This window comes from Blastomonas fulva, assembly GCF_003431825.1.
In the GTDB taxonomy this organism is placed as follows: domain Bacteria; phylum Pseudomonadota; class Alphaproteobacteria; order Sphingomonadales; family Sphingomonadaceae; genus Blastomonas; species Blastomonas fulva.
Genome location: NZ_CP020083.1, coordinates 3771132 through 3794783 on the forward strand (window position 1 = coordinate 3771132; position 23652 = coordinate 3794783).

General features: G+C 64.5%; 17 protein-coding genes. 10 read left to right on the forward strand and 7 right to left on the reverse strand.

Going from position 1 to position 23652, the window contains the following annotated elements:
* Positions 1–12: 12 nt before the first annotated feature.
* The 5 genes from B5J99_RS17790 to B5J99_RS17810 all read right to left on the reverse strand — a co-directional run bounded on the left by B5J99_RS17790 (position 13) and on the right by B5J99_RS17810 (position 6411).
* Positions 13–1386 (reverse strand): MFS transporter, encoded by a 1374-nt coding sequence (locus B5J99_RS17790; protein WP_245991683.1) that lies wholly within the window; start codon positions 1384–1386, stop codon positions 13–15.
* A complete protein-coding gene (locus tag B5J99_RS17795; RefSeq protein ID WP_069050400.1) occupies positions 1347–2114 on the reverse strand; it encodes an SDR family NAD(P)-dependent oxidoreductase in 768 nt (255 codons plus the stop codon). The genes B5J99_RS17790 and B5J99_RS17795 overlap by 40 nt, the downstream gene beginning before the upstream one ends.
* Complete coding sequence (locus B5J99_RS17800; RefSeq protein ID WP_117353171.1) at positions 2111–3253, reverse strand: serine hydrolase domain-containing protein; 1143 nt, start codon at positions 3251–3253, stop codon at positions 2111–2113. Before B5J99_RS17800 ends, B5J99_RS17795 begins: the two co-directional genes overlap by 4 nt.
* A 44-nt stretch (positions 3254–3297) precedes the next feature.
* Entirely contained in the window at positions 3298–5466 is a 2169-nt protein-coding gene (locus B5J99_RS17805) for a TonB-dependent receptor (RefSeq protein ID WP_236823497.1), read from the reverse strand.
* Positions 5467–5625: 159 nt separating this feature from the next.
* The gene (locus B5J99_RS17810) at positions 5626–6411 is read right to left on the reverse strand and encodes a GntR family transcriptional regulator (RefSeq protein WP_245991684.1); all 786 of its coding nucleotides are present in this window, start codon (positions 6409–6411) and stop codon (positions 5626–5628) included.
* Between the two features lie 263 nt (positions 6412–6674).
* Between B5J99_RS17810 and B5J99_RS17815 the strand changes: the two genes are divergently transcribed.
* From B5J99_RS17815 to B5J99_RS17870, 10 genes are all read left to right on the forward strand, one after another.
* Positions 6675–8174 carry an AMP-binding protein gene (locus tag B5J99_RS17815; RefSeq protein WP_117353172.1) on the forward strand — a complete coding sequence of 500 codons (1500 nt, stop codon included), beginning with the start codon at positions 6675–6677 and terminating at the stop codon, positions 8172–8174.
* Entirely contained in the window at positions 8165–9454 is a 1290-nt protein-coding gene (locus B5J99_RS17820) for a malonyl-CoA decarboxylase domain-containing protein (RefSeq protein ID WP_117353173.1), read from the forward strand. The genes B5J99_RS17815 and B5J99_RS17820 overlap by 10 nt, the downstream gene beginning before the upstream one ends.
* Positions 9445–9858 carry an acyl-CoA thioesterase gene (locus tag B5J99_RS17825; RefSeq protein ID WP_117353174.1) on the forward strand — a complete coding sequence of 138 codons (414 nt, stop codon included), beginning with the start codon at positions 9445–9447 and terminating at the stop codon, positions 9856–9858. Before B5J99_RS17820 ends, B5J99_RS17825 begins: the two co-directional genes overlap by 10 nt.
* Before the next feature lie 158 nt (positions 9859–10016).
* On the forward strand, positions 10017–11084 hold the full coding sequence (locus B5J99_RS17830) for a L,D-transpeptidase family protein (protein WP_245991685.1): 1068 nt from the start codon (positions 10017–10019) through the stop codon (positions 11082–11084).
* 137 nt (positions 11085–11221) lie between these two features.
* The gene (locus B5J99_RS17835; RefSeq protein WP_117353176.1) at positions 11222–12028 is read left to right on the forward strand and encodes a DUF1206 domain-containing protein; all 807 of its coding nucleotides are present in this window, start codon (positions 11222–11224) and stop codon (positions 12026–12028) included.
* 437 nt (positions 12029–12465) lie between these two features.
* On the forward strand, positions 12466–13371 hold the full coding sequence (locus B5J99_RS17840; protein WP_117353177.1) for a LysR substrate-binding domain-containing protein: 906 nt from the start codon (positions 12466–12468) through the stop codon (positions 13369–13371).
* 133 nt (positions 13372–13504) lie between these two features.
* Positions 13505–14314 carry an SDR family NAD(P)-dependent oxidoreductase gene (locus B5J99_RS17845; protein WP_054135228.1) on the forward strand — a complete coding sequence of 270 codons (810 nt, stop codon included), beginning with the start codon at positions 13505–13507 and terminating at the stop codon, positions 14312–14314.
* 165 nt (positions 14315–14479) lie between these two features.
* The gene (locus B5J99_RS17855; RefSeq protein WP_117353602.1) at positions 14480–14701 is read left to right on the forward strand and encodes a DUF2798 domain-containing protein; all 222 of its coding nucleotides are present in this window, start codon (positions 14480–14482) and stop codon (positions 14699–14701) included.
* A 337-nt stretch (positions 14702–15038) separates the two neighbouring features.
* Positions 15039–16817: an IlvD/Edd family dehydratase gene (locus tag B5J99_RS17865; protein WP_117353178.1), complete on the forward strand. Its 1779-nt coding sequence runs from the start codon at positions 15039–15041 to the stop codon at positions 16815–16817.
* 1 nt (position 16818) lies between these two features.
* Complete coding sequence (locus B5J99_RS17870) at positions 16819–18759, forward strand: sialate O-acetylesterase (RefSeq protein WP_245991686.1); 1941 nt, start codon at positions 16819–16821, stop codon at positions 18757–18759.
* A gap of 4 nt (positions 18760–18763) precedes the next feature.
* On the opposite strand, the gene B5J99_RS17875 is transcribed toward B5J99_RS17870, so the two are convergent.
* Entirely contained in the window at positions 18764–20347 is a 1584-nt protein-coding gene (locus B5J99_RS17875) for a rhamnogalacturonidase (RefSeq protein ID WP_117353179.1), read from the reverse strand.
* A gap of 76 nt (positions 20348–20423) precedes the next feature.
* Positions 20424–23522, reverse strand: a complete 3099-nt coding sequence (locus B5J99_RS17880; RefSeq protein ID WP_245991687.1) for a TonB-dependent receptor domain-containing protein — start codon at positions 23520–23522, stop codon at positions 20424–20426.
* Positions 23523–23652: the final 130 nt, after the last annotated feature.

Genomic DNA, 23652 nt, shown 5'->3' on the forward strand with positions numbered 1-23652 from the left:
TGCCGCGCGTGACTATTCGAGCGCGCGCATCGTCCGGCCAAAGGCCGTGCGACTGGCCATCGCCATCGTCGCGCCAAAGCTGGCAACGACGAGAACCATCGCGAGCAACGAGAGGTTGAGCTTGTCGGGATCGGCAAAGACGAAATCGGTGATCGCGCCGACCAAGGGAGGGCCCAGTCCGATGCCCACGAGCGTCACGATGGCGAGGAACACCGAGGTCACCACCCCGCGCATCGCGGGTGGAGTAAGCATCTGCACGCCTGCGAGCGAGGCGGGCGATCCCAATGTCAGCGAGAAATTGAGCAGGCCATAAGCGATGACCGAAGTGGCGATATCGCGGCTCAAGGCGAACACGAGCATGGCCGGGACCGCGCCGAGCAGGCCGATCGTGATGACAGGTGCGGCCGGAGACGGCGCACCGCTTCGCGCGAACCGGTCGGTCAGCCAGCCTCCGCTGAGATGACCCAGAGGCGCTGCTACCAGGATGACGCTGCCGACCAGCAGGCCCGCCTGCGACGGTGTCATGTCGAACAGCCGCACGTAGAAAGTCGCGCTCCACGCAGCGATGGTCTGGATCAGCAGCACGACCGCAACCGATGCGGCGACGTGCGGAATATAGGCGCTGCGATGGGCCCTGGCATGCGCGATCGCCGGACCAAAGCCTGGCTTGGCGAGCGGATCGGCGACCTGCACCCGCTTGGGTTCGCGCAAGGTCAGCGCAATGATCAGCGCCAGCGCCAGCCCGGGCAGCGCCATGAAGACGAACGTGCCCTGCCATGGCTGAAGCGTTCCCACCATCGGCAGGGTCAGCCCGCCCTGCGCCACCAGCAGCGCCAGCACCGCGCCACCGCCGATCATCGCGGCGCTCTTGCCGAGCGATGCTCCGGTGGTGAACAGCGAGACCGCGCGGCCAAGCTTTTCCTTGGGGAAATAGGTGGCAAGCAGCGACATCGCGGCAGGCACCAAAGCGGCTTCGCCAAAGCCCACCCCAAGCCGTGCGAGGAACAGTGAGCCGAAGCTGTCGGCCAGCCCGCACAAGGCGGTCGCGATGCTCCACAAAACGATGCCGATGACGATGAGATTGCGCCGGTTGACCTGATCGGCCATCCGCCCGAGCGGCACCGCGACGACGACGTAGAGGATCACGAAGCCGGTGCCCTGAAGCAATCCGAGTTCGGTGTCCGAGATGCCCAGATCGAGCTTCAATGGCTCCATCACCAGGCTGAGCACGAAGCGGTCGACGAACGACACCAGATGCGCCATCGCCAGCAGCCCGGCGACGTACCACGGGTACCATCCTCCTGTAACCGAAGATGGCTGCACCAGACGGGGCGATGCCGGATGCATCAGCCGATCGCCGCCGAAATGCCTTCGTCGGCGAGCCATGTCGCGCCGTGCACCGCACGCGCCTCGTTCGAGAGCAGGAACAGGATGACGCCAGCGATCGCATCGGCATCGCTGAACGCGACCCCGCTCGGTGTCATCGCCTGCATCGCGGCGATCGCCTCGGCGTTGTTGCGGACGTCCTCGTTCATCGGAGTCGCGGTGTTGCCTGGAGCGACCGCGTTGATCGCGATGTTCATCGGGGCGAGCTCTGCGGTCAGCGCGCGGGTCATCATCACCACCGCGGCCTTGCTCGCGCAATAGAGCGAGTGGCTGTTGATCCCGATCATTGCCGCGGTCGAGGCGCAGTTGACGATCCTGCCACCACCCCGGCGCTGCATCAGCGGGGTTGCCGCCGCGATGCTGTTCCACAAACCGGTGACATTGATGTCGATCATCCGCGCGGCATCACCGCCATCGGTGGCACCGACCGGGGTCGCGTAGAACACCCCTGCGGCATTGACGAGCAGGTCGAGCCCGCCAAGATCGGCTTCGACACTGGCCATCAGCGCAACCATCGCGGCAGCGTCGCGGACGTCGGCCTTGTAGGGTCGCGCGTTGCCGCCCGCGGCGACGATCGAACTTGCGACCGCGTGCGCCTTGTCCAGCGAAGAGCTCGCGAGAATTGCAACCTCGGCGCCTTCGGCGGCCAGCGCGCGCGCAACGCACTCGCCTATGCCCGAGCTGCCACCAGTGACCAGCGCCACCTTGCCATCGAAACGACCGGTCATGCGTACACCGCCGCGCTCAGCGCCGCGCAGCGCTCGCCGAGCCCGCCGCCGGCGCACATGAATGAGGGACTGTATCCGAACGATATCCGGTTTTCCGGGTCGGCAAAGCCGAGTGCGCCGCCTGCGCCGGGATGGCCGAAGCTACCGGGATTGCTGCCCATCGGCGACATGTTCGGCTCGTTGAGGAAGAAGCCGTGGCCATAGCGGAATACCCGGTCAGTCATCGCACAGGTACCGAACCAGGACTGGTTGCGCATCGCGTCGATCGTCGGCGGCGAAACCAGCCGGACACCATCCAGCGTGCCACCGCAGGCCAGCGCGGCGTAGACCTTCGCCACCGATCGGGCATTGCCGTGCCCGTTGCTCGACGGCATCACGCCTTCGCGATAGGCGGCATCGTTATAGGGATCGTCCGATGGCGGACGCTGCTTCCATGCCCGGCCCAGCTTGGTGGTGCGGTCACGCGTCTGGACGAAGGTGTGGCTGTCGGGATTGGGAATGATGTCGGCCACCCGCGTGTCGGGCGCACCGCGCGTGCCATAGCCGTAATCGACGCCAAACGGCTGGGCCACCTCCTCGTCGAAAAAGCGTTCGAGCCGGCGACCGTCGATTCGGCGGACCAGTTCGCCCAGCAGATATCCCGCGCTGAAGCTGTGATAGCCATGATCGGTGCCGGGCTCCCATTCGGGAACCTGCTGTTCATAGGCGTGGATCATCGCCTCCCAGTCGAGTCCTGCGCCATCGGGCGCGGAATCGGCGAACAACAGGCCCGCCTTGCCGGTGATCAGGGTGCGGACGGTGATCGCCGCCTTGCCGCCGCCGGCAAACTCGGGCCAGTAATGCGCCACCGGGCGATCCATATCGAGCACGCCGCGATCGGCGAGCATCCACAGGCACAAGGCCGCCATGCCCTTGCCCACCGACATCATGCAGACGATCGTGTCCTGCGCCCAGGGCCGGGTCTGCGCCTTGTCCGCCCAGCCGCCCCAGAGGTCGACACGCTGCACGCCATCACGAAACACCGCGACCGCTGCCCCGCGTTCGCCGCGTTCGCGAAAGTTCGCTTCGAACACCTCGCGCACTGCGGCGAATTCCGGGTCGCAATATCCCTGGATGGAGGCTGTCATCACTGCGGTCATGGTCGTTTCTTCGTGCTGGAGGTGTCGGTCGCCACGATGTCGGATCAATAGGCTACGCTGACCCGCAGCCCGTAGGTCCGCGGCTCTCCGACACGTCCTACGATGCCCGAGGCGAAGCTTGCGGTGCTGGTGACATATTCCTTGTCGGCCAGGTTGCGGCCGAACACCATCACGCGAAAGCCGCTGTCGCCAAAGTCATAGCCCAGGCTGGCGTTGATCAGACCATAAGGCGACTGCTGGTCGAGCCCGACATTGCCTGCCGTGAAGAACTGGCGGCCGCGGTGGCTGTATTCCGCGCGTCCGATGATCGAGCCGTTGCCGACGGGAAGATCGAGATCGACGAACGCCGAATAGGCCCATTTCGGCGCAAGGTTGAGCCGGTTGCCCGAAGCATCGAACACCACGTTGCCGGGTGCGAGCGCGGTGGTGTAGTTCTTGTACACGGCATCGAGATACGCAAGGTTAGCGCCGATCTGGATGCCCCGCACCGGCCGAATCAGCGATTCGATCTCGACCCCGTCGACGGTCGCATCGGACGCATTGGTGATATCGATCACCCCCGGCGTCAGAAACGCCTGCACCTGAAGGTTGGTGTAGTCATAGTGGAACACGGTGCCGTTGAGGCGCCACAGCCGGTCAAACAGCTCGAGCTTCACGCCCGCTTCATAGCTCCACAGCGTTTCGGGATCGAAGCCCTGGTTGACGTTGCGGCTGGCGAAATTGAATCCGCCGGACTTGAACCCCTTGGTCGCCGAAGCATAGAGCAGCACGTCATCCATCGGCCGGAACTCGATGCCGATCTTGGGGGTCCAGGCCGAATACACGTCGCGCAGCTGATAGGTTTCGGGAAAGCCCGGGCGGAACCCGCCGGTGGTCACGAAGAACTGGCTGGCGGTCTGGTCGAAGCGCTTGCGCTCGCGGGTATAGCGCGCGCCTGCGGTGAGGCTGAGCCGGTCGGTCAGCGCGTAGCTGGCCTGCACAAAGCCTGCGAGGGCTGCAGTTTCGATGACGGGCGCGAAATTGGCCCGTACGTTTGCGGCGAAGGTGGTGACCGACGAGTTCACCTGGATGTTCTCGTCGAAATAATAGACGCCCAGGATATACGACAGGTCGCCCAGCGTGCCCGACAGGTTCAGCTCCTGCGAAAACTGGCGCTGGCCTTCGAACTGGTCGGTGCGCCGCACGTTAAGCGCGGTTCCGTCGGTATCGCCGACCTGCTGCAGGCGGTTGGTGCGATATCCGGTCAGCGAGCGAAGCGTTGCACCGCCCAGATCGTAACTGAGGTCTCCCGAGACGCCCCATTGGGTGCGGTCGGACCCCGAGCGGATGTTGAGCGCGACGGTGCGGAAATCGCCGAGCACGCTGTTGGCAACCGGATCATTGGTTGGCTGGAGCATCTTGACATAGCCGCCGAGCGCATCGTCCGAATGGAGGTAATCGGCCCGCAGCACGAGGTCGAGACGGCTGTCGGGGGTGAAGCGCAACTGCACCCGGCCACCCACGGTATCCTCATCGTCGATATCGCCGACCCCTGCGACCGCATTGTCCAGAAATCCGTCACGCTTCGAGCGCAGCACCGAGAACGACGCTGCGATCTTGCCCGGGACCACCGGTCCGCTGACATAGCCTTCGGCGCGCATGAAATCGTAATTGCCATAAGTGAGCTGCGCACGGGCGCGCATCACATCGTCGGGCTTGCGGCTGATGACGTTGATCGTGCCGCCGACCGAGTTGCGACCGTACAGCGTGCCCTGCGGACCGCGCAGAACCTCGATACGCTCGACGTCGAGGAAGTTGCTCAGATAGCTGCCGGGCCGCGCCAGGTAGATGCCGTCGACATGCATCGTCGACGATGGGTCGGATCCGCCAAACACGTTGTTCGAACCGACGCCGCGGATATAGACCTGCGAGAAGGTGGCGTTCTGGGTGACCTGAAGCCCCGGCGCCAGCGACACCAGGTCGCGGATGTCCTTGATCCCGGCGCGGTCGAGCGTTTCGGCGCTGACCGCGGTCACCGCCAGCGGGGTATCCTGCAGCCGGGTTTCGCCGGTGCGGGTCGCGGTGACGATGATCTCGTCGTCATAGCCCGATGGAGCAGCTTCCGGCGCGGGATCGGCGCTGGCGGCTTGCTGGGCGAACGCAGCGGGCGATGCGATGGTGATCGCGATTGCGATTGCAGATGCTCCCCGCATCGATGCGAATTGGCTGACCATGATCGTCCCCTTTTGCTGTCCCAGGGCTGCAGCACGTTTGCCTCGCCGTGACGCAATGTAGACACAGGCCAATTTGATAATCAAGCCAATCGTCGACGATTTGTCATTTTTAATTCATTTCTCTGTCAAAACAGCCAATTATTGTCGACGATCCTGCCATCATTCTGATGCTGGCGGCGTGAGCAGCCTGACGCACCAATCGACATGATGCAGGATCACGGCCTCGGCGCTGCGCGAGTCGCTCTCCAGCAGGGCGTCGGTAAGTCGCTGATAATTTGTGACATATTGCGGCGCATGCCGATCGAGATCGATCGCCGCGACCAGTAGCCGGTTCCAGTATTCGATCTGCATCATCCGCATCACGAAATCGACATAGGGTTTCTGGGCGATCGCATTGGCGACATAATGGAAGTTGTTCAGCGCCTGAAAGAAGGCCACGCCCTCGCCCGGATTGGCCGCAGCCTCGCGGATCGCCGCCATCGCCGTACGGATCAGCGCCGGGTTGTCGCCATCCTGCGCCCGGCCGGCGGCAGCCTTGAGCCCCAGAGCGGCGATCGGTGCGAGAACCTCGTACATTTCGGCAAGATCGTGCTGCTCCATCGGCCGCAGCACCGCGCCGCGATCGGGCAGCAATTCGACCAGCCCCTGGCCGGCGAGCACCGCCAACGCCTCGCGCACCGGCGCGCGGCTCAGATCGAGCTGCTGCGCCACCTCAGCAGCGATGATCCGGCTGCCCGGCGCCAGCTCTCCTCGGTCCATCGCGGCCATTAGCGTCTGATAGACGCGCTCGACGAGAGACATCTTCAGCTCACCCCCTGCAGTGACCTTGGATGCGCCGAACGGCCTTACGGGCACTTTCGGTTCGGTCGCGCGCGATGTCTTCGACACTGCCTTGCGCCTTGCAGGCGACTTGGCCTTCGGATCCTCTGCTTTGCTCTTGCTCACTGGCTGTCCCTGTAGATTGTCGACGATCTCTCCTCGTAACCCAGCTAGGGCGCAACCGCCAGCACCCGTCGACCATAGCTATTTTTACGGTATCGTCGACGATAAAGCCTTTTATAGCCAAATATACGGCTATTGTGACTTTTATCGTCGACGATACCGGCTGGATCGGTTGACACAAACCGCCTTTCGCGCCTAGCCTGTCATCTCAGTTGGCGCTCCGCCAGCCGGACAATGCCATTTACGTGACAGGAGCCAGCAGGCCTATGACCGAGAACACTCTCACCGGATCGCTGGCGGTGGCGTTCGACCAGGCCGCCGATCGGGTTCTCATCGCGCAGGGCGACCGCACGCTTACCGGAGCGCAACTGCGCCAAGCCATGGACGCCATCGCTGGGCGGCTGATGAGCCTCGGCGTCGCACCGGGCGACCGGGTGGCGGTGCAGGCCCCAAAGTCGATCGATCTCGTGCTGCTCTATCTGGGTTGCCTGCGCCTCGGCGCGGTCTATCTTCCGCTCAACGATGCCTATCGGCCCGATGAAATCGGATATTTTCTGGCCGACGCCGAGCCGGCGCTGTTCATTTGCGCACCCGACGCCGCAGACGGGCTCCACCAATCGGGCTGCCTGCCCGGAACGGTCACCCTTCGCACCTTGGGCGCGGATGGCGCAGGCACCTGGCAGGCGGTCGAGCCATCGCAGGCCGGGCTGCCGCCTCTCCCCGCCTCGCCCGACGACCTTGCCGCCATCGTCTACACTTCGGGCACCACAGGCCGCTCGAAGGGCGCGATGATCAGCCAGGGCAATCTGCTCGCCAACGCCCGCGATCTGGCTGCGGTGTGGGGCATCACCGCTGACGACACGCTGCTGCACGCGCTGCCGCTCTACCATATCCACGGGCTGTTCGTGGCATTGCACCCCTTGCTCCTGGCGGGAGCGCGGATCGACCTGATGCCCAGCTTCGATCCTGACGCGGTGCTCGCCCGGCTGGCGACGACCACGGTGTTCATGGGCGTACCCACTTATTACACCCGGCTGCTCGCCACCCAGGGTCTCGACCGCGATACCGCACGCCATGTCCGGCTGTTCGTCAGCGGATCGGCGCCGCTGACCCCCGCCACCTTCCAGGCGTTTGCCGAGCGCACCGGTCGCAGCATTCTCGAGCGCTATGGCATGACCGAATGCGGCATCATCTGCTCCAACCCGCTCGACGGGCCGCGGATCGCCGGTGCCGTCGGGCATCCCCTGCCCGGCTACCACGTGCGCATCGCCGACAATGCCGAAACAGGCGTGCTCGAGGTCAAGGGCGCGAGCCTGTTTTCGGGCTATTGGCAGATGCCCGAAAAGACCCGCGAGGAATTTCGCGATGACGGCTATTTCAGCACCGGCGATATCGCCACGATCGATGTCGGAGGGGTCGTGCGGATCGTCGGCCGGGACAAGGACATGATCATCTCGGGCGGGCTGAACATCTACCCGGTCGAGATCGAGACGCTGATCGAGCGGATGGACGAGATTGCCGAGGTTGCCGTGATCGGCGTCCCCCATGCCGATTTCGGCGAAGCCGTGGTTGCTGTCGCCTGCCTCAAGACGGGCATCTCGATCGAGCCCGAGCTCATCGTCGAGCGCCTGCGCCCACAGCTTGCCGGCTTCAAGCTTCCCAAGGGGATCGAATTCGTCCCCGCCCTTCCCCGCAATGCGATGGGCAAGGTGCAGAAGGCCGAGTTGCGGCGGCTCCACGCAGATCGATTCAGCGCATGCGGCTGAATGTGCCTTTCCTGCCCAGAAAGGCCGCGCATCGCGATCCGCTCGGCGAAGCGCAGCGGCTCTCGCTGGGCCTGCTCGAAAGCTGTGGCGAGACGCAGGGGACGCTGACGGCGACCAGGCTCGCTGCGGCGCTGGCGTCGCTCGACGACGAGACCGCACAGGCCTATGACCTGTGGCTGGTCGACCAGCTCGGCCCCGATGCTGCGATGCTCGGCGCCAGCATCGAACGATGGCTGGAACGGCCAGACGCCGCGCATGCCGCACAGCTCACCCGCAGCGCCGAACCCCGCCGCCAGGAGCTGCTGCGGCGGGTCAACACCGCGCCATGCGGCACCCGCCATCTGGTCGACTGGCGCGCGCGCCTGCTGCGCCAGCTTGCGCAGTGCCCGGCGCTGGCACCGCTCGAGGCGGACCTCAGGCACCTGCTGGCGTCCTGGTTCAACCGGGGTTTCCTGACGCTCAGACCGATCACCTGGGACAGCCCGGCACGGCTGCTCGAACGGCTGATCGCGCATGAGGCGGTGCACAATATCGCAGGCTGGTCCGATCTGCGCGGGCGCCTGGAGGGCGACAGGCGCTGTTACGGCTTTTTCCACCCGGCGCTGCCCGACACACCGCTGATCTTCGTCGAGGTCGCGCTGACCGACCATGTCAGCGAGGCCATCGCTCCGCTGCTCGACCACCCCTCAAGCCGCACCGCGCCCGACCGGCCGAGCACCGCGATCTTCTATTCGATCAGCAATTGCGAGCCCGGGCTGCGCGGGCTGCAGTTCGGCAATTTCCTGATCAAGCAGATCGTGGCCGACCTGAAGGCCGAGTTTCCCACGCTCACTACGTTTGCGACGCTGTCTCCGATACCCGGCCTGGTGCGCTGGCTCGATGCCGGCGGCCGCAGCCTCTCGCGCGAGGGCGACGATCCCCGGCGGCTATGCGCGCTGTATCTCACCGGGTCCGCGCCCGACGGCACCCCCGGCAGGCCGCGCGACCCGGTGGCCGCATTCCATCTCGGCAACGGCGCAGAACTCTGGCGGATCAACCCGCACGCCGATGTCTCGCCCAAGGGCATCGCGCAGAGCGAAGGCATGATGGTCAATTATGTCTATCGCGAGCAGGATCTGGTGGCCAACCACGAACGCTTCGCACAGCACGGCCATGTTGCGCGCTCGCGCGAGGTCGCCGCGCTGATCGACGGGCCCGCTGCCTCGCCATGGCGCTGGACGCTCCCCTGGGGCCATGCGCACCGCCTTTCACACCCGCAGGAGAAGCAGCCATGCCAATGATCGAAACCCACCGCGCCGTGGCGTTCCCCTGGCTGTGCGACCAGATGGGGCACCTCACCACCTTTCGCTATGTCGAGATGTTCGATGTCGCATCCTATCATCTGATGCACGCATTGGGCGACCGGCCCGCAGGACAAAACGCCGAACTCGGCTGGGCTGATGTCAACCACACGATCGACTACAAGGCCGAGGTCGCTATCGGCGCTCTGCTGCTGATCCGCAGCGGCGTTGTCCGCACCGGGCGCAGCTCGATCGTCACCCGGCACGTCATGACCGATCCCGATGCCACCATCGAGCACGCCATCCTTACCGCGACCACGGTGCGCTTCGACCTGGTCGCGCGCAAATCGGCGCCCTTGCCCGAAGCCATTCTCGCAGGGTGCGAGGCGCTGACGATCGCGTAACCGACAATGAGCTGCCCGGTCGCGCTTGATGCGGCCCGCGTCCGATGGGCGCTCGACATGCCGTGCGTCTCGGCACCCCCGGGCAAATGTGTTTGCCGGGCCTCTGCATCCTTTCCCCAGCGGCAACGTTGGATGCAGTGATCAAGAGGGGATATCATTTGAAAGCTGCATATATTTTCGCCAGCCTGCTCGTTCTGGGCGGTTGCGATTCCGCGCCCGAGGCGGCGCCCGCGCGTGAGGCCAGAGCGCAGCCTGCGCCGAAAGCGGCGCCTTTGGATTTCGTTGACGCCCAAAAGCAGGTGCCTGCCTATTCCGAAACGCCCGTGCTTCGCGCCCAGGTCATCCTTGATCACCTGGGGTTCTCGCCGGGCGTGATCGATGGCGAAGAAGGTCAGTCCTATTTCGCCGCCTTGCGCGGATTTCAGACGGCGAATGACATCGCCGAGACCGGGAAGCTGGACGAAGCGACGCTTGCCAGGCTGGACCAGTGGCGTGATGTCCGTGCTACCCGCGTTGTGGTGATCCCCGAACGGTTCGCATCAGGGCCGTTCATTTCCGATTTTCCTGCCAGCGCTGCAGACCAGGCGAAGCTGGACCAGCTTGGATACAAGAATCTGATCGAGGCCCTGGCCGAGCGGTTCCACACCACGCCTGAAGTGATCACGGCGATGAACCCCAACATGACGTCCATGGCAGCGGGGACCGCGATCCGGGTGCCGAACATTCCAAACGCCAAGAGTGCGTTTTCGGGAGAAGACCCGCGTGGTTGGGGCGAGACGCTTGCAAGCCTTGGCGTGCCGGCCGATCAGCCGCTGGCCGACCGGGTGGTGGTGGACAAGTCCGATGGCGTGCTCAGGGTGTTTGACGGCGACGACAAGCTGATCGCGCAGTTTCCAGCGACGATGGGCAGCAGCAAGGACCCGCTGCCGATCGGGGAATGGAAGATCCAGGGTGTCAGTCGCAACCCGGATTTCCATTACAATCCCAAGCTGTTCTGGGACGTGAGCAACGACAAGGCCGCACAACAGCTCAAACCGGGGCCCAACAGCCCGGTCGGCGTGGTCTGGATCGATCTCAACAAGCCGCATTACGGCATACACGGCACCAGCGAGCCGCATACGATCGGGCGCGCCGAAAGCCATGGCTGCATCCGGCTGACCAACTGGGATGCCGCCAGGCTCGCGCAGATGGTCAAGCCCGGAACCCCCGCGACGCTTCAGGAATAGGCATTTCGCCCGATGCTCCGGGCCGGGATTTGTCGGCATACCCATCCCGCCCCACCGCAAGTATCGGGTACCGGGCACAATGCAGGAACTGCGCGGTTGCGCAGGCGTAAGGCTGCCAGCGACGAGCAGGAACCAACATGATCGACAAGATGAGACAACTCGAGACCTTCGCGCGTGCCGGGTGGTTTGCCAGAGGCGTGGTGTATTGCCTGCTGGCCTATCTCGCACTCACCGGTGCAGGCGCATCCGACGCCAGTCCGCAAGGGGTCTTCCGGTCGGTGCAAGATATGCCTGCGGGCAAATGGCTGCTCGGCCTGCTGGCGCTCGGGCTGGCGCTTTACGGTGCCTACAGGGTCTATAGTGCAGCGCTGGACAGCGAGGGCAAGGGCGACGACGCCAAGGGCATAGCGGTCCGCATCGGCTATGCCGCAAGCGGGTTCGCGCATTTCTTCCTGGCCTATGCCGCGATCCGGCTGGCGGCGGGTCAACCTTCCGGCGGCGACGGCGAAACCGAACAGCGCGCTGCGGGCATGATGCTGGACATCCCCCTGGGTCAGACCATCCTCGGCGCGTTGGGCGTGGCCTTCCTTGCTGCTGCCGCGCACCAGCTGATCAAGGCGTGGACGACCGAATTCATGGAAGACATGGCCGCCGGTGCACCGCGCTGGGTGGTGCCGGTGGGCCGGGCGGGACTGGTCGCACGCGCGGTGGTGTTCGCGACAATCGGGGTGTCGCTGCTCAGCGCGGGATGGTTCGGCGCTGCGGGCGAGGTCAAGGGCCTCGGCGACGCGCTCTACTCGCTCACCGATCATCCGGAGCTCTATTCGCTGGTCGCGATCGGACTGTTCATGTTCGGTGTTCACAGCTTCGTCGATGCAAGATGGCGGCGCATCCGCAACGAAGACATGGTCTCCGTTCTCAAGGCGAGGGCCGCGCGGCGTTAAGGCATGCTTGTTGTCGGGCCGGGCAGGTCGACCAACTGCCCATCGATTTGTGGGCGACCACGGCTTATGACCATTTTGGGTTAACCGCTGACTGCGCACGGCCAGCCAAGGCCATTGTTCAGCGACACGTTCTGCAATCAATCTGGCTGAACAAGACTTCGACGATGGTCACGGGCATCACGCCTTGCGTGACGTTCCCAGGGTGACGTTGCCAGGGTGACGCTGCCAGGGTGACGCTGCCAGGGTGACGCTGGTGGACTCGCCAGCCAGCCGTTGGAGAAACTGCGCCGGCCGCCGTTCCGATGGCCATCCCGGTGTCTGAGCGATCTTGGCCTTTAGTGCAGCCCGGTGCCACGCGTGCGGCCTCCAGTGGCTTACGGCTATATTGGGCCCGTCTTATCGGCTAAATTGCTGGTGGTTGTGCAGGAGGCGAAAAAATGGATCGGCTGGATGCCATGCGGGTCATTCTCGCAGTCGTTGATGCAGGCAGCCTGTCCGCAGGAAGCAGGGTCCTGAGTTCGCCTTTGGCCAGCGTCAGTCGCAAGGTCGCAGAACTTGAGCGTCATCTGGGTACAAATCTGCTGGTGCGAACGAGCCGTAAAATCCAGCTTACCGATGCAGGGCGTGATTATGTCGAGTCTGCACGGCGGATCATTGCGGACCTTGAGGAGACCGAACGCCGCGCATCCGGGGAATATCAGACGCCGCGCGGCGAACTGTCGATCACAATGCCGATCGAGTTTGGTGCAAAGTTCGTTATCCCCATCGCATTGGCCTTTATCGAAGCCCATCCTGACGTCACCTTAAGGCTCGTGACCTCGGACCGGCTGGTCCAGTTGGTGGATGAACATGTCGATGTGGCAATTCGGCTTGGTTCTTTGCCTGACAGCGCTCTGTTTGCTGTGAAAGCTGGGCAGTTTCGTCTGATCACTTGCGCTGCCCCTGGCTATCTGGAACGCTGTAAGCCACTGGCCAGCCCACGCGACCTTCCCGAACATGACGGCATCATGTTCGGACCGCTTGGGATGTTCTGGAGCTACCGCCTGGACAACGAGGATCTCATCTGCATGCCGCGGGCCAAGGTTTCGGTGAATAGCGCTGCTGGCAATCTCGCGGCAGTTCTCGGGGGTGTCGGCATCGCCCGATTGTTCGATTACCAGGTGTCGGAGCACCTGAAGTCCGGTGCGCTCGTGCGCGTCCTTCCTGATGCCGATGGCGAGCCACGCCCGATCCACATCGTCTACCCACGTCAGGGGCTGTTGCCGCTCAAAGTGCGCGCATTTATCGATTGGGCCGCGCCACGCCTGCGCGCAGCGTGCTCCGGGCTGGACGATTGCGTCTGAACACTGGGCCAAGAATGAGAGGCTCACTCTCATTTTCCCATTCTACCGACAATCTCCCACCCTTCTAAATCGTTCTGGTCGCCCCGATCTTCCCGGTCGGTCGGCATCCAAACCTTCTCTGAAAGGAAGAGCGATGAACGAAGTAAAGGGCACTGCCCTCATCACCGGCGCTTCGGCCGGAATCGGCGCAATCTATGCAGACCGGCTGGCGCGCCAGGGCCATGATCTGATTCTGGTCGCACGTACCGCAGCCAAGCTCGATCAGGTCGCCGGAGCCATACGCGAAGCGACCGGCCGCAACGTCGACACGCTGCCGGCCGATCTCTCCAACCCCGGCGATCTGCGTCTGATCGAAGCGCGCCTGATCAACGATCGTCGCATCACGATGCTGGTCAACAATGCAGGCATCGGTGCACCCGTGCCGACCTGGCAGGCCGATGTCGATCAGATGGAGACGATGATCGATATCAACGCCATCGCTCTTGCCCGGCTGACTTATGCAATCGCACAGCGCTTTGCTGCCGCAGGCCAAGGTACGATTATCAACATCGCCTCGACCGTCGCAATCGCCCCGGAATTTCTGCTCAACGGCGTCTATGGAGCGACCAAGGCGTTTGTCCTTGCGCTCACCGCTTCGCTTCAGGCCGAACTCGCCGACAAGGGTGTGCGCATCCAGGTTGTCTTGCCGGGTGCCACTGCGACCGAGTTCTGGGACACTTCGGGTGTGCCTCTGTCAGGCATTCCGGCTGAGATCGTGATGTCGGCAGATGCCATGGTTGATGCGGCTCTGGCCGGCCTGGCGCTTGGCGAGACGGTCACCATTCCCGCCCTTCCCGATACCGAAGCCTGGCACGCGTTCGAGGCGGCTCGGATCGCCATGGTTCCGAACCTGTCGCTGACTGAACCGGCCGCGCGTTATCGCCCGGTTCCCGTCTCCGCGTGAACCCACCCTGCTCTTGGGACGACCCATGCGAAGAAATTATCCGGTCCGTTCCAACATCGAACAATCAGCGGCGGCACAGGTCACAATCTTCCGCAGGAGGCGCCAGATGCGTTCGCGCAGGCGGTGATCGATGCCGGTCTGCCAAAATGTGAGGAGCACTGGCGCATGAACACGAAAATGAAGCAGAAAGTCGCATTTGCGCTCGTGATGGGGATGCTCACAACAGGGATCATCTCTTTCTCGCTCATCGCTATAAACCTCGGCTTTTCGGAGAGGTTTCTTGGGTCTTGGTTACAGGCATGGGTGACGGCGTATGTTATTGTCATTCCAATAATCCTGGTCGTCAGTCCCCGTTTGCAAGCGCACATCGACCGCATAATCAAGTGACCGAAAAAGGGTGTGCGCGATCCATCGATCCGACAGCTTTCCTGGGCTCAGGTCGTTAAGCGATATCGGGGCTAAACCAGACGCGACTGCCTAAGCTGGGAGGGTACGATAGGAATAAACTGAGGCGCCAGTTCCTCGCCACGCTGCTTGCCATCGCCAGCGGCGCGCGGACCGCTGCCGAGAAGCAGGGCCAGCGCACGATCGCGATCTGGAAGCGCGGCGTGACGCTATAGGGCTTGTGCAACGCCCCTCGCGCGGTGCATGGTAGCGCAATCATGAAGCGATGTCGGCGCGGTGCGACCGGGATAACCGACACGTCACTGGAGAGTTTGAAGGCATGGACAGACAGCCAAAACGACCGTTCCGGTCGCGTGAATGGTTCGCTGCGCCGGGCAGGAGCGACATGGCCGCGCTCTATCTCGAGCGGTTCATGAACTATGGCCTGACCCCTGCCGAGCTGATGTCCGGCAGGCCGATCATCGGCATCGCGCAGTCTGGCTCCGACCTCTCGCCGTGCAACCGCATCCATCTCGATCTGGCGCGGCGGGTGCGCGAGGGCATCCGCGATGCGGGCGGCATTCCGATGGAGTTCCCGCTGCACCCGATCTTCGAGAACTGCCGCCGCCCCACCGCCGCGCTCGACCGCAACCTGGCCTATCTGGGGCTGGTCGAGATCCTCAACGGCTATCCCATCGATGCGGTGGTGCTGACCACGGGCTGCGACAAGACCACGCCTGCGCAGGTGATGGCCGCCTCTACCGTCGATATTCCCGCGATCGTGCTGTCGGGCGGACCGATGCTCGACGGCTGGCACGAGGGCGAGCTGGTCGGATCGGGCACGGTGATCTGGCGCAGCCGCCGCAAGCTGGCCGCAGGCGAGATCGACGAGGCCGAGTTCCTGGCGCGCGCCACCGACAGCGCGCCGTCTGCCGGGCATTGCAACACCATGGGCACCGCTTCGACGATGAACGCGGTGGCCGAGGTGCTGGGCCTTTCGCTGCCCGGCTGCGCAGCGATCCCCGCGCCCTATCGCGAGCGCGGGCAGATGGCGTACGAGACCGGCAGGCGTGCGGTCGAGATCGCCTATGAAGACCTGCGCCCCTCGCAGATTCTCACCGAGGCCGCGTTCCGCAACGCCATCGCTGCGGTCACCGCGATCGGCGGTTCGTCCAACGCGCAGCCGCATATCGTCGCGATGGCGCGCCATGCCGGCATCGAGGTTACCGCGCAGGACTGGATGCAGGCTTATGAGCTGCCGCTGCTGGTCGACATGCAGCCCGCAGGCCGCTTCCTCGGCGAGCATTTCCACCGCGCAGGCGGCGTGCCTGCTGTCCTGTGCGAACTGCTGGCGGCGGGCGTGATCGATGGCGATGCGCTGACGATTACCGGCCAGAGCCTGGCCGACAACCTGACGGGCCGACAAAGCCGCAACCGCGAGGTGATCCGCGCCTTTGACACCCCGCTGATGGAGCGCGCAGGCTTTCTGGTGCTGCGCGGCAACCTGTTCGATTTTGCGATCATGAAGACCAGCGTCATCGGCGAGGACTTCCGCAACCGCTATCTCTCGCGCCCCGGTGCGGAGAACATCTTCGAAGGTCGGGCGATCGTGTTCGACGGGTCGGACGACTATCACCACCGCATCAACGATCCCGCGCTGGGCATCGATGCCGATTGCGTGCTGGTGATCCGCGGCGCGGGCGTGCTCGGCTGGCCGGGGTCGGCCGAAGTCGTCAACATGCAGCCGCCCGACGGCCTGATCCAGCAGGGTATCATGAGCCTACCGACTCTCGGCGACGGTCGGCAATCGGGCACGTCCGACAGCCCCTCGATCCTCAACGCCTCGCCCGAGAGTGCGGCAGGCGGCGGGCTGTCGTGGCTGCAGACCGGCGATATGATCCGCGTCGATCTCAACACCGGGCGCTGCGACGCACTGGTCGACGAAGCCGAGATCGCCCGGCGCAAGCAGCACATCCCCTCCCCGCCGATCCCGCCCAGCAACACCCCATGGGAAGAGCTGTACCGAGAGAAGACCAGCCAGCTCGCAGATGGCGGCGTGCTGGAAATGGCCATCAAATATCGCGGAACATCCCACAAAACACCAAGGCACAACCACTGACATGCTGACAGCGCCCTTCAGACCCTCGATCAACGCGATGCTTGCGAGTGCCTGCATCCTCGGCAGCATCAGCCCGGCTCTCGCGGCAGAGCTCGACCCCGCCTTCGCATCCCACGCGGTGATCCAGCGCGACAGGCCGATACCGGTGAGCGGCACTGCCGACCCCGGCGAGACCGTGACGGTCGAGATCGGCGCGCATGTCGGCACGGCGGTGGCAGGCCGCGATGGCCGTTTCCGCATCGTGCTGCCGGCGATGGCGGCGGGCGGCCCCTATCGCATCACGGTGGCTGCGCGCAGCGGTACCAGCATCGCCGAAGACGTGCTGATCGGCGATGTGTTCCTGTGCTCGGGCCAGTCCAACATGGAAATGACGATCGCAGAATCGCAGGACAGCCGCGCCCAGATCGCCAACTCCGGCGATACTGCCATCCGGATGATGACCGTACCGCGCCAGACCGCACTCGACCCGCGCGTCACGTTCGAAAAGGCACCCCGGTGGGATGTGGCCGGCCCCCAGACGGCGGGGGCATTTTCGGCGGCGTGCTTCTACATGCTCAAGGACCTGCGCCGGACGGTCGATGTTCCGCTGGGCGCGATCCACAGCAGCTGGGGCGGAACCCGGATCAGCAGCTGGATGTCCGATGCAGCGCTCGGCCAGACCGGGGCAGCGGCCGAGGTGCAACTGCGCCAGCTCAGTGCGAAGGACCCCACCAGCGCCCAGCGCGGCTTCGGCACACGGTGGGAAAGCTGGTGGCGCGCGGCGCACAAGGATGCGCCGTGGATGCCCGATGCCGATCGCGACTGGCGACCGGTTCCAAAGATCGGATATTGGGAGGACTGGGGCGACGCGGAACTGGTCGAATATAACGGTTTCATGTGGCTGCGCCGCGAGCTGATGCTCACTGCGGCCCAGGTTGCGCAGGGCGCGTCACTCGATCTGGGCCTTCTCGACGATCAGGACGTGGTCTGGATCAACGGTCGTCCGGTGGGTGGCGGCGGCAGCATCTCCACTCCGCGACGCTATGCACTGCCCAAGGGATCGCTGAAGCCGGGCCGCAATGTCGTCACCGTCAACGTCAACGATCTGTGGGGCAAGGGCGGGATGGCCGGGCCTGCCGATAGCATCGCGGTGACCTTTCGCGATGGCCAGCGCCTGCCGCTCGGCGAGGGCTGGTCCTATTCGCCCGACCGGCGCCGCGCGCCCGGCATGCCACGCCCGCCCTGGGACGATACCGCAGGGGCCGGCAATCTCTACGCTGCAATGATCGCACCGCTGGGCAGCCCCGCACTCAAGGGTGTCGCCTGGTATCAGGGCGAATCCGATACTTCCCTGCCAGGCTATGCTGGCCGGCTGAGCGCGATGATCGCGGCATGGCGCGCGCAGTTCGATACGCCGGATCTACCGTTTGCGATCGTCAGCCTGGCGGGCTTCGGCGCGCCGGCGGCAGCGCCCGGCGCCAGCGGCTGGGCCGATGTCCGCAACGACCAGCGCAAGGTCGCCGCGAACGATCCCAGGGTCGGGCTAACGCTGACCCTCGACATCGGCGATCCGTTCGACGTCCACCCGGGCGAAAAGCGCGAACTGGGGCGGCGACTTGCCCGCACGATGCGCGCGATTGCCTATGGCGGCCCGGACTCCGCTTCGGGGCCGTCGGTACGTTCCGTCACACGCAGCGAAAACGCGGTAGTCGTGACCTTCGAGGGGGTAACCGGCTCACTGGTGGCGCGCGGCAGCACACAGGCGATCGGCTTCGAGTTGTGCGGCGCGGATCAGGCCACCTGCCGCTTTGTGCCGGGCATCATTGCGGGCAATCAAGTAACCCTTCCGCAGGATGGCGCCGCCGCGACACGCGTGCGCTATGCCTGGGCCGATGCACCGACCATCAACCTGTTCGATGGTGCGGGACTGCCCGCCGGTCCGTTCGAGCTGGCTATCCCTTAAGCGGTCAGTCGATGCGCAGATCGGCGTGCCCGCGCACGGCGCTGCTGCGCAGACCGCGCACCCGGTCGAGCGCGAACGCCTTGCCTTCGGGCAGGCGCAACCGCGACAGATCAACGCCGTCGACATCCTGCAGCCACAGCGCCGGGCGCAGGTCTGGCCGATCCACCTGTACTTCGACATTGTCGAGCGACAGACCGCGCACGGCCCGTGCAAACAAACCGGTAGCCGGCAGGTCGCCGAACATCGTGGCTTCCGGGTAGCCAAGCGCATTCTCCGGCGGCTGCAGGGCAGCCATGGCCGCATCGGCACCGCCAATCTGGTGGAGCAGCACATCGCTGATCGACACATCCTCGATCGGTCGTTCTGCCAATCCGGCGATCACCGCAGGCAGCTGGCTGCCGCCCGAAGAGACAAGGTTGGATATCCGCACGCGCTTGAGCGTGCCGATCGGTACCCCGGCGGGCCCGCGCATCCGTTTGCCCAGCCGCAGGAAGAATGCGCCATGGACGATCCCGCGCATGGTGATGTTGCTGATCGCGACATCTTCCAGCACGCCGCCATCGACGGTTTCCAGCGCGATCCCGCGGCTGTCCTCGAAGACGCAATTGGTGATCGCGATGTTGCGAAAACCGCCATTGGATTCAGTACCGAACTTGATCCGGCCGTGGATCAGCGGGGCGAAATCGGCGGGCATCTTGCGCCATGTGCCGTCGAGGACCGATCCGATCTGGTAATTGCCGGTGACGAAGCAGCCCGAGATGGTGAGGTTTTCCGTGACCCGGGCATAGCCGAGCGCAAAGCTGGACTTGGGGCAGATGGCATCGTCATACGGCGAGTTGACGGTGCAGTTGGTCACCCGCACATTCTTGCAGCAATCGATGTCCATCCCATCGCGGTTGGTGTCGATCAGCAGGTTGTCGATCGTCAGATTGTCGACCCCGGTGGCCAGCAGCGCGAACCAGCCTCCCTCCAGCATGCGGAAATCGCGCAACAGGACATTCCGGCAGTTCTTGAGCGCGATCGCCTTGTTCGCTGTGCCCGGGCCGCTGGGGTCCTTCAGCCAGTCGTCCTTGCCGTCACCACGGCCCAGCCCCTTACCCCAGATCAGCCCATCGCCCGTGATCGCGATGTCGTGCAGGCCCTCGCCCCAGATCAGGCTGTTGCGCCAATGGCTGTGGCCGGCGTCCTGGAACCCGACCGCGCGCGGGTCCTGCTCTTCTGCCAGGTCATAGCCGCCGCGTCCGTCGGTGGGCGCAGCCGCGGCAAGAATGGTTGCCCCATTGGTGAGATGAAGCGAAACACGGCTCTTGAGCCTGATCGTGTAACAGGCATAGGTGCCGGGCGGGAAGATCAGGGTACCGCCGCCGCTCGCTGCCAGCGCATCGATAGCCCGGTTGATCGCAGCGGAATCGATAGCCTTGCCATCGCCCCTAGCGCCGAACTTTCGGACATCGACCGCTCCCATCGGCGCCGGCCGCAAGGCAGCACGCTGGGGCTGCGCCCCGACCGTTGCCGGCAAACCCGAAAGCGGCGCTGCCAGCGCCAAGGCCCCTGCCCCGGAAATCATCTGCCGCCGGTCAAACTGCATCAACGCTGTTCCTTGCATTGCCGTGGATCCAAAAAAGGCGGGGCCGCATGACACGGCCCCGCCAGTAGGAAGGATCTCAGAATTTGAGCTGGGCGCCGATGAAGAATTCCGCCCCCAGCGAGTCATAGGTCGCCGGATAGGTATTCGCCCGAACCTGGGCGCTGCCCACCACCGGCGGTGCGTTGGAGAACACGTTGTTCACGCCGCCGAACAGTTCCACCCTGTCCATCACCTCGGCGGTGAAAGACAGATCGAAATAGTGCTCGTCACCCAGCACCGGGTGCGACAGGTCCGCCAGCGCCGGAGCGGTGGCGCTCCCTGCGCGGGTCGGCACCACGTGGCGATCGTCGGTCACCTTGCCGATATAGCGATGCCGTGCGCTGATGCTGATCGGGCCCATGTCCCAGGTGATGCGCGATGTCCCGCGCCAGCGCGGCAGCGGCTCGCCGCAGGTCTGGCCGAACGCGCCGGCACAGCGGTTCTTGATGTTGGGGAATGCAGCCACCGGCGTTGCGGTGAATTCATCCAGATAGGTGAAGTCCATTCCGAACGACAGCGTGCTGGTCTCGGCAAGGCCGAACAGCCCGAAGTTGAGCGGCTGGGTATAGCGCACGACGAAATCGATACCCGAGGTCTTCAGCTGACCCGTGTTCGCGGCGAGAACGCGGACCGGGAAATTGTCGGTGATTGCCCCGGTGTTGCGGTCGCGGCTGACCGCCTGGCAGAACTCGCTGCCCGCATCCTGCAGCACGTTGTAGCACAGGTTGAGCGTGTTGTTCAGGCCGCCACCCAGCGCCGCAATCGCCCCGTCCAGGGTGATCTTGAAGTAATCGACGCTGACGCGCAGCTCGGGCAGGAAGCTCGGTGTGAACACCGCGCCGAACGTATAGGTATCCGACCGCTCCTCGCCGACATTGGGGTTTCCGCCCTGATCGACAGGGAAGAACGCGTTGGGCTGCACGCCGGCGGTGAACACCGCGGCCGCAGGCACGCCGGTGGCAACGCAGATCGCGCGCACCGCCGCCGACTGCTGCGCAGCCGGCTGGCGGCTCGAGCACGGATCGGTCGCAACGACGTTGCTGCGGCTGATGCCCCCGAACAGCTCGTTGACATTCGGTGCGCGGATGGCCCGCTGATACTGGCCGCGGAAGGTGATGTCGTCGACCGGGCTCCACTCGGCCCCGCCAAGATAGGTCCACACGCCGCCGACACCGCCAAGGCTGTAATCGGAATAGCGGAAGGCGCCGTTGACGGTCAGAGCCTGGAAGAACGGCGTGTCGGCAAGGATCGGCAGGCGGATTTCACCGAACACTTCCTTGGCGGTGATGCCACCGGCCGTGGCCCGGCCCGCGTTGAAGCCCACCACATCGCCGCTTGCCAGGAACTGGTCGGGCCGGAACGCGGCTTCGTTCTTGCGCCATTCCAAGCCCAGGTTGAATCCGATATCGCCACCGGGAAGCGTGAACGACTTGCCCGAAATGCTGGCTGCTGCCACCTGCTGGGTGGCCTCGGTGGTGTTGGTGGCCGAAACTGATATGGCGCGGATACACGCATCGCTGATGTTCAGGCCGAACACGTTGCAGACCGGGGCCGCACCGTTGACCGAAAGCAGCGAAGCCTGCAGCGCGCTGCGCGAGAGCGCCCGGTTCAGCTCCTCGGAAAAGTTCGTCTTCGCATAGCTATAGTAGACGTCATAGGTGAGGTCGCGCAAACCACCCTCGACCACGGTGCCCAGATCGCCGCGAAAACCACCGACAGCACGGAACACGTCGCGCCGCTGGATGGCCTGGCGAGGGCCCACCTCGCCATAGCGCCGTCCCAGCGTAACCACCGCCAGGCCGTCATTGACCGTGGTCGTGCGGCTGACCGGTCCGGAGGCGACGGTGATCGGATTGGTCTGTTCAGCATCCAGCTGGCGCAGGACACCCTGAACGCCTGCCGACAGGAAAGGATTGTTCACGTTGAGCAGCGTCGAAACGCCCACGTTCGACGGCGCCAGCTGGGCGCGGACCTCGTTCTGCGAATAGTGCATTTCGAGATAGCCGGTGACGTTGGGTGTGAACTCGTACGTGGTGAACGAGTTGATCATGTAGCGCTTTTGCGGGATCACCAGATAGTTGTCCGGCGCCAGATTGTAACGGTCAGCCGGATCGACGGCGTTGCGCGCAGCTGTGCCCTGATCGTTGAAGGTGAAGCCGAAACCGCCGATATTGGTCAGTCCTGCCGCGTCATAGGCTGCGCGCAGGCCCGGGCTTGCCGAACCGTAAGTGGCGATACCGGATACGCGACCATTGGGGATGTCGCCCGATCCACCGAAGATGAAGCCGGGTTGCCCCCCTGCCGAGCGGCAAGTCTGCCCCGCCGGAACCGCAAAGGGTGTGCCTACCCGGGTGACGCCGGAATCGCTGCCGGGCACGACACAACCATCCGCCAGCGCGACCGAGGTAAAGCCGCCGCGTTCCGCGCGGGTGATGGGGTCGCGCTTGAGATAGTTGAGCGATACCACCGTATTGCCCCGGCCATCGGCGAAATTGCCGCCGGCGGTGATGGTGTAGTCCTGCGTATGTGCGCTGGTGGTCGTGTTGCCGCCAAACTGCGCCCGCGCAACCACACCTTCGAACTCGTCGTTCATCACGAAATTGACCACGCCGGTGATCGCATCGGAGCCATAGACCGCCGATGAGCCGCCGGTGACGATTTCAACCCGCTTGATCAGCGCGCTGGGAATGGTGTTGATGTCGGTGGTCTGGTCCGGGCCCGAAATCGCAAAGCGACGCCCATTGACCAGTACCAGGTTGCGGGTGGCACCGAAGCCGCGCAGGTTGAGGTCGGCGATGCCTGCGCCCTGACCCGAAACGGTCGAACCGCCGGTGGGCGATGCGATGAACTGAGGCGACTGGCCCAGCAGACGTTCGACGTTCACGGTGCCGGACAGGGTGATTTCGGTATCGTCCACCACGCTGACGGGGGTGGAGGTGTCGAAGCCGCTGCGCGCGATGCGCGAGCCGGTGACGATGATCTCTTCGTCGGCCTGGGCTTCTGCGGCCGGCACGGCTGTCGTCGTGCCACCTGGCGCTGACTGCGTCTGAGCCGCGGCCGGGTTGGCGACGCAGACTCCGGCAAACGCGACACTGGCCAGCAGCGAAATGCGCAACGGATTGCTCGATACCTTCATCATACTCTCCCTGAAAAGCGGGCCTTAAGGACCTCGCCATTGAATGCTACGCGAACCAGCGCCAACAAATCCCATATGATGGGATGATGTCCTAACAGATAAAATTGGTAGCGTCAACATCTCGCCTCAG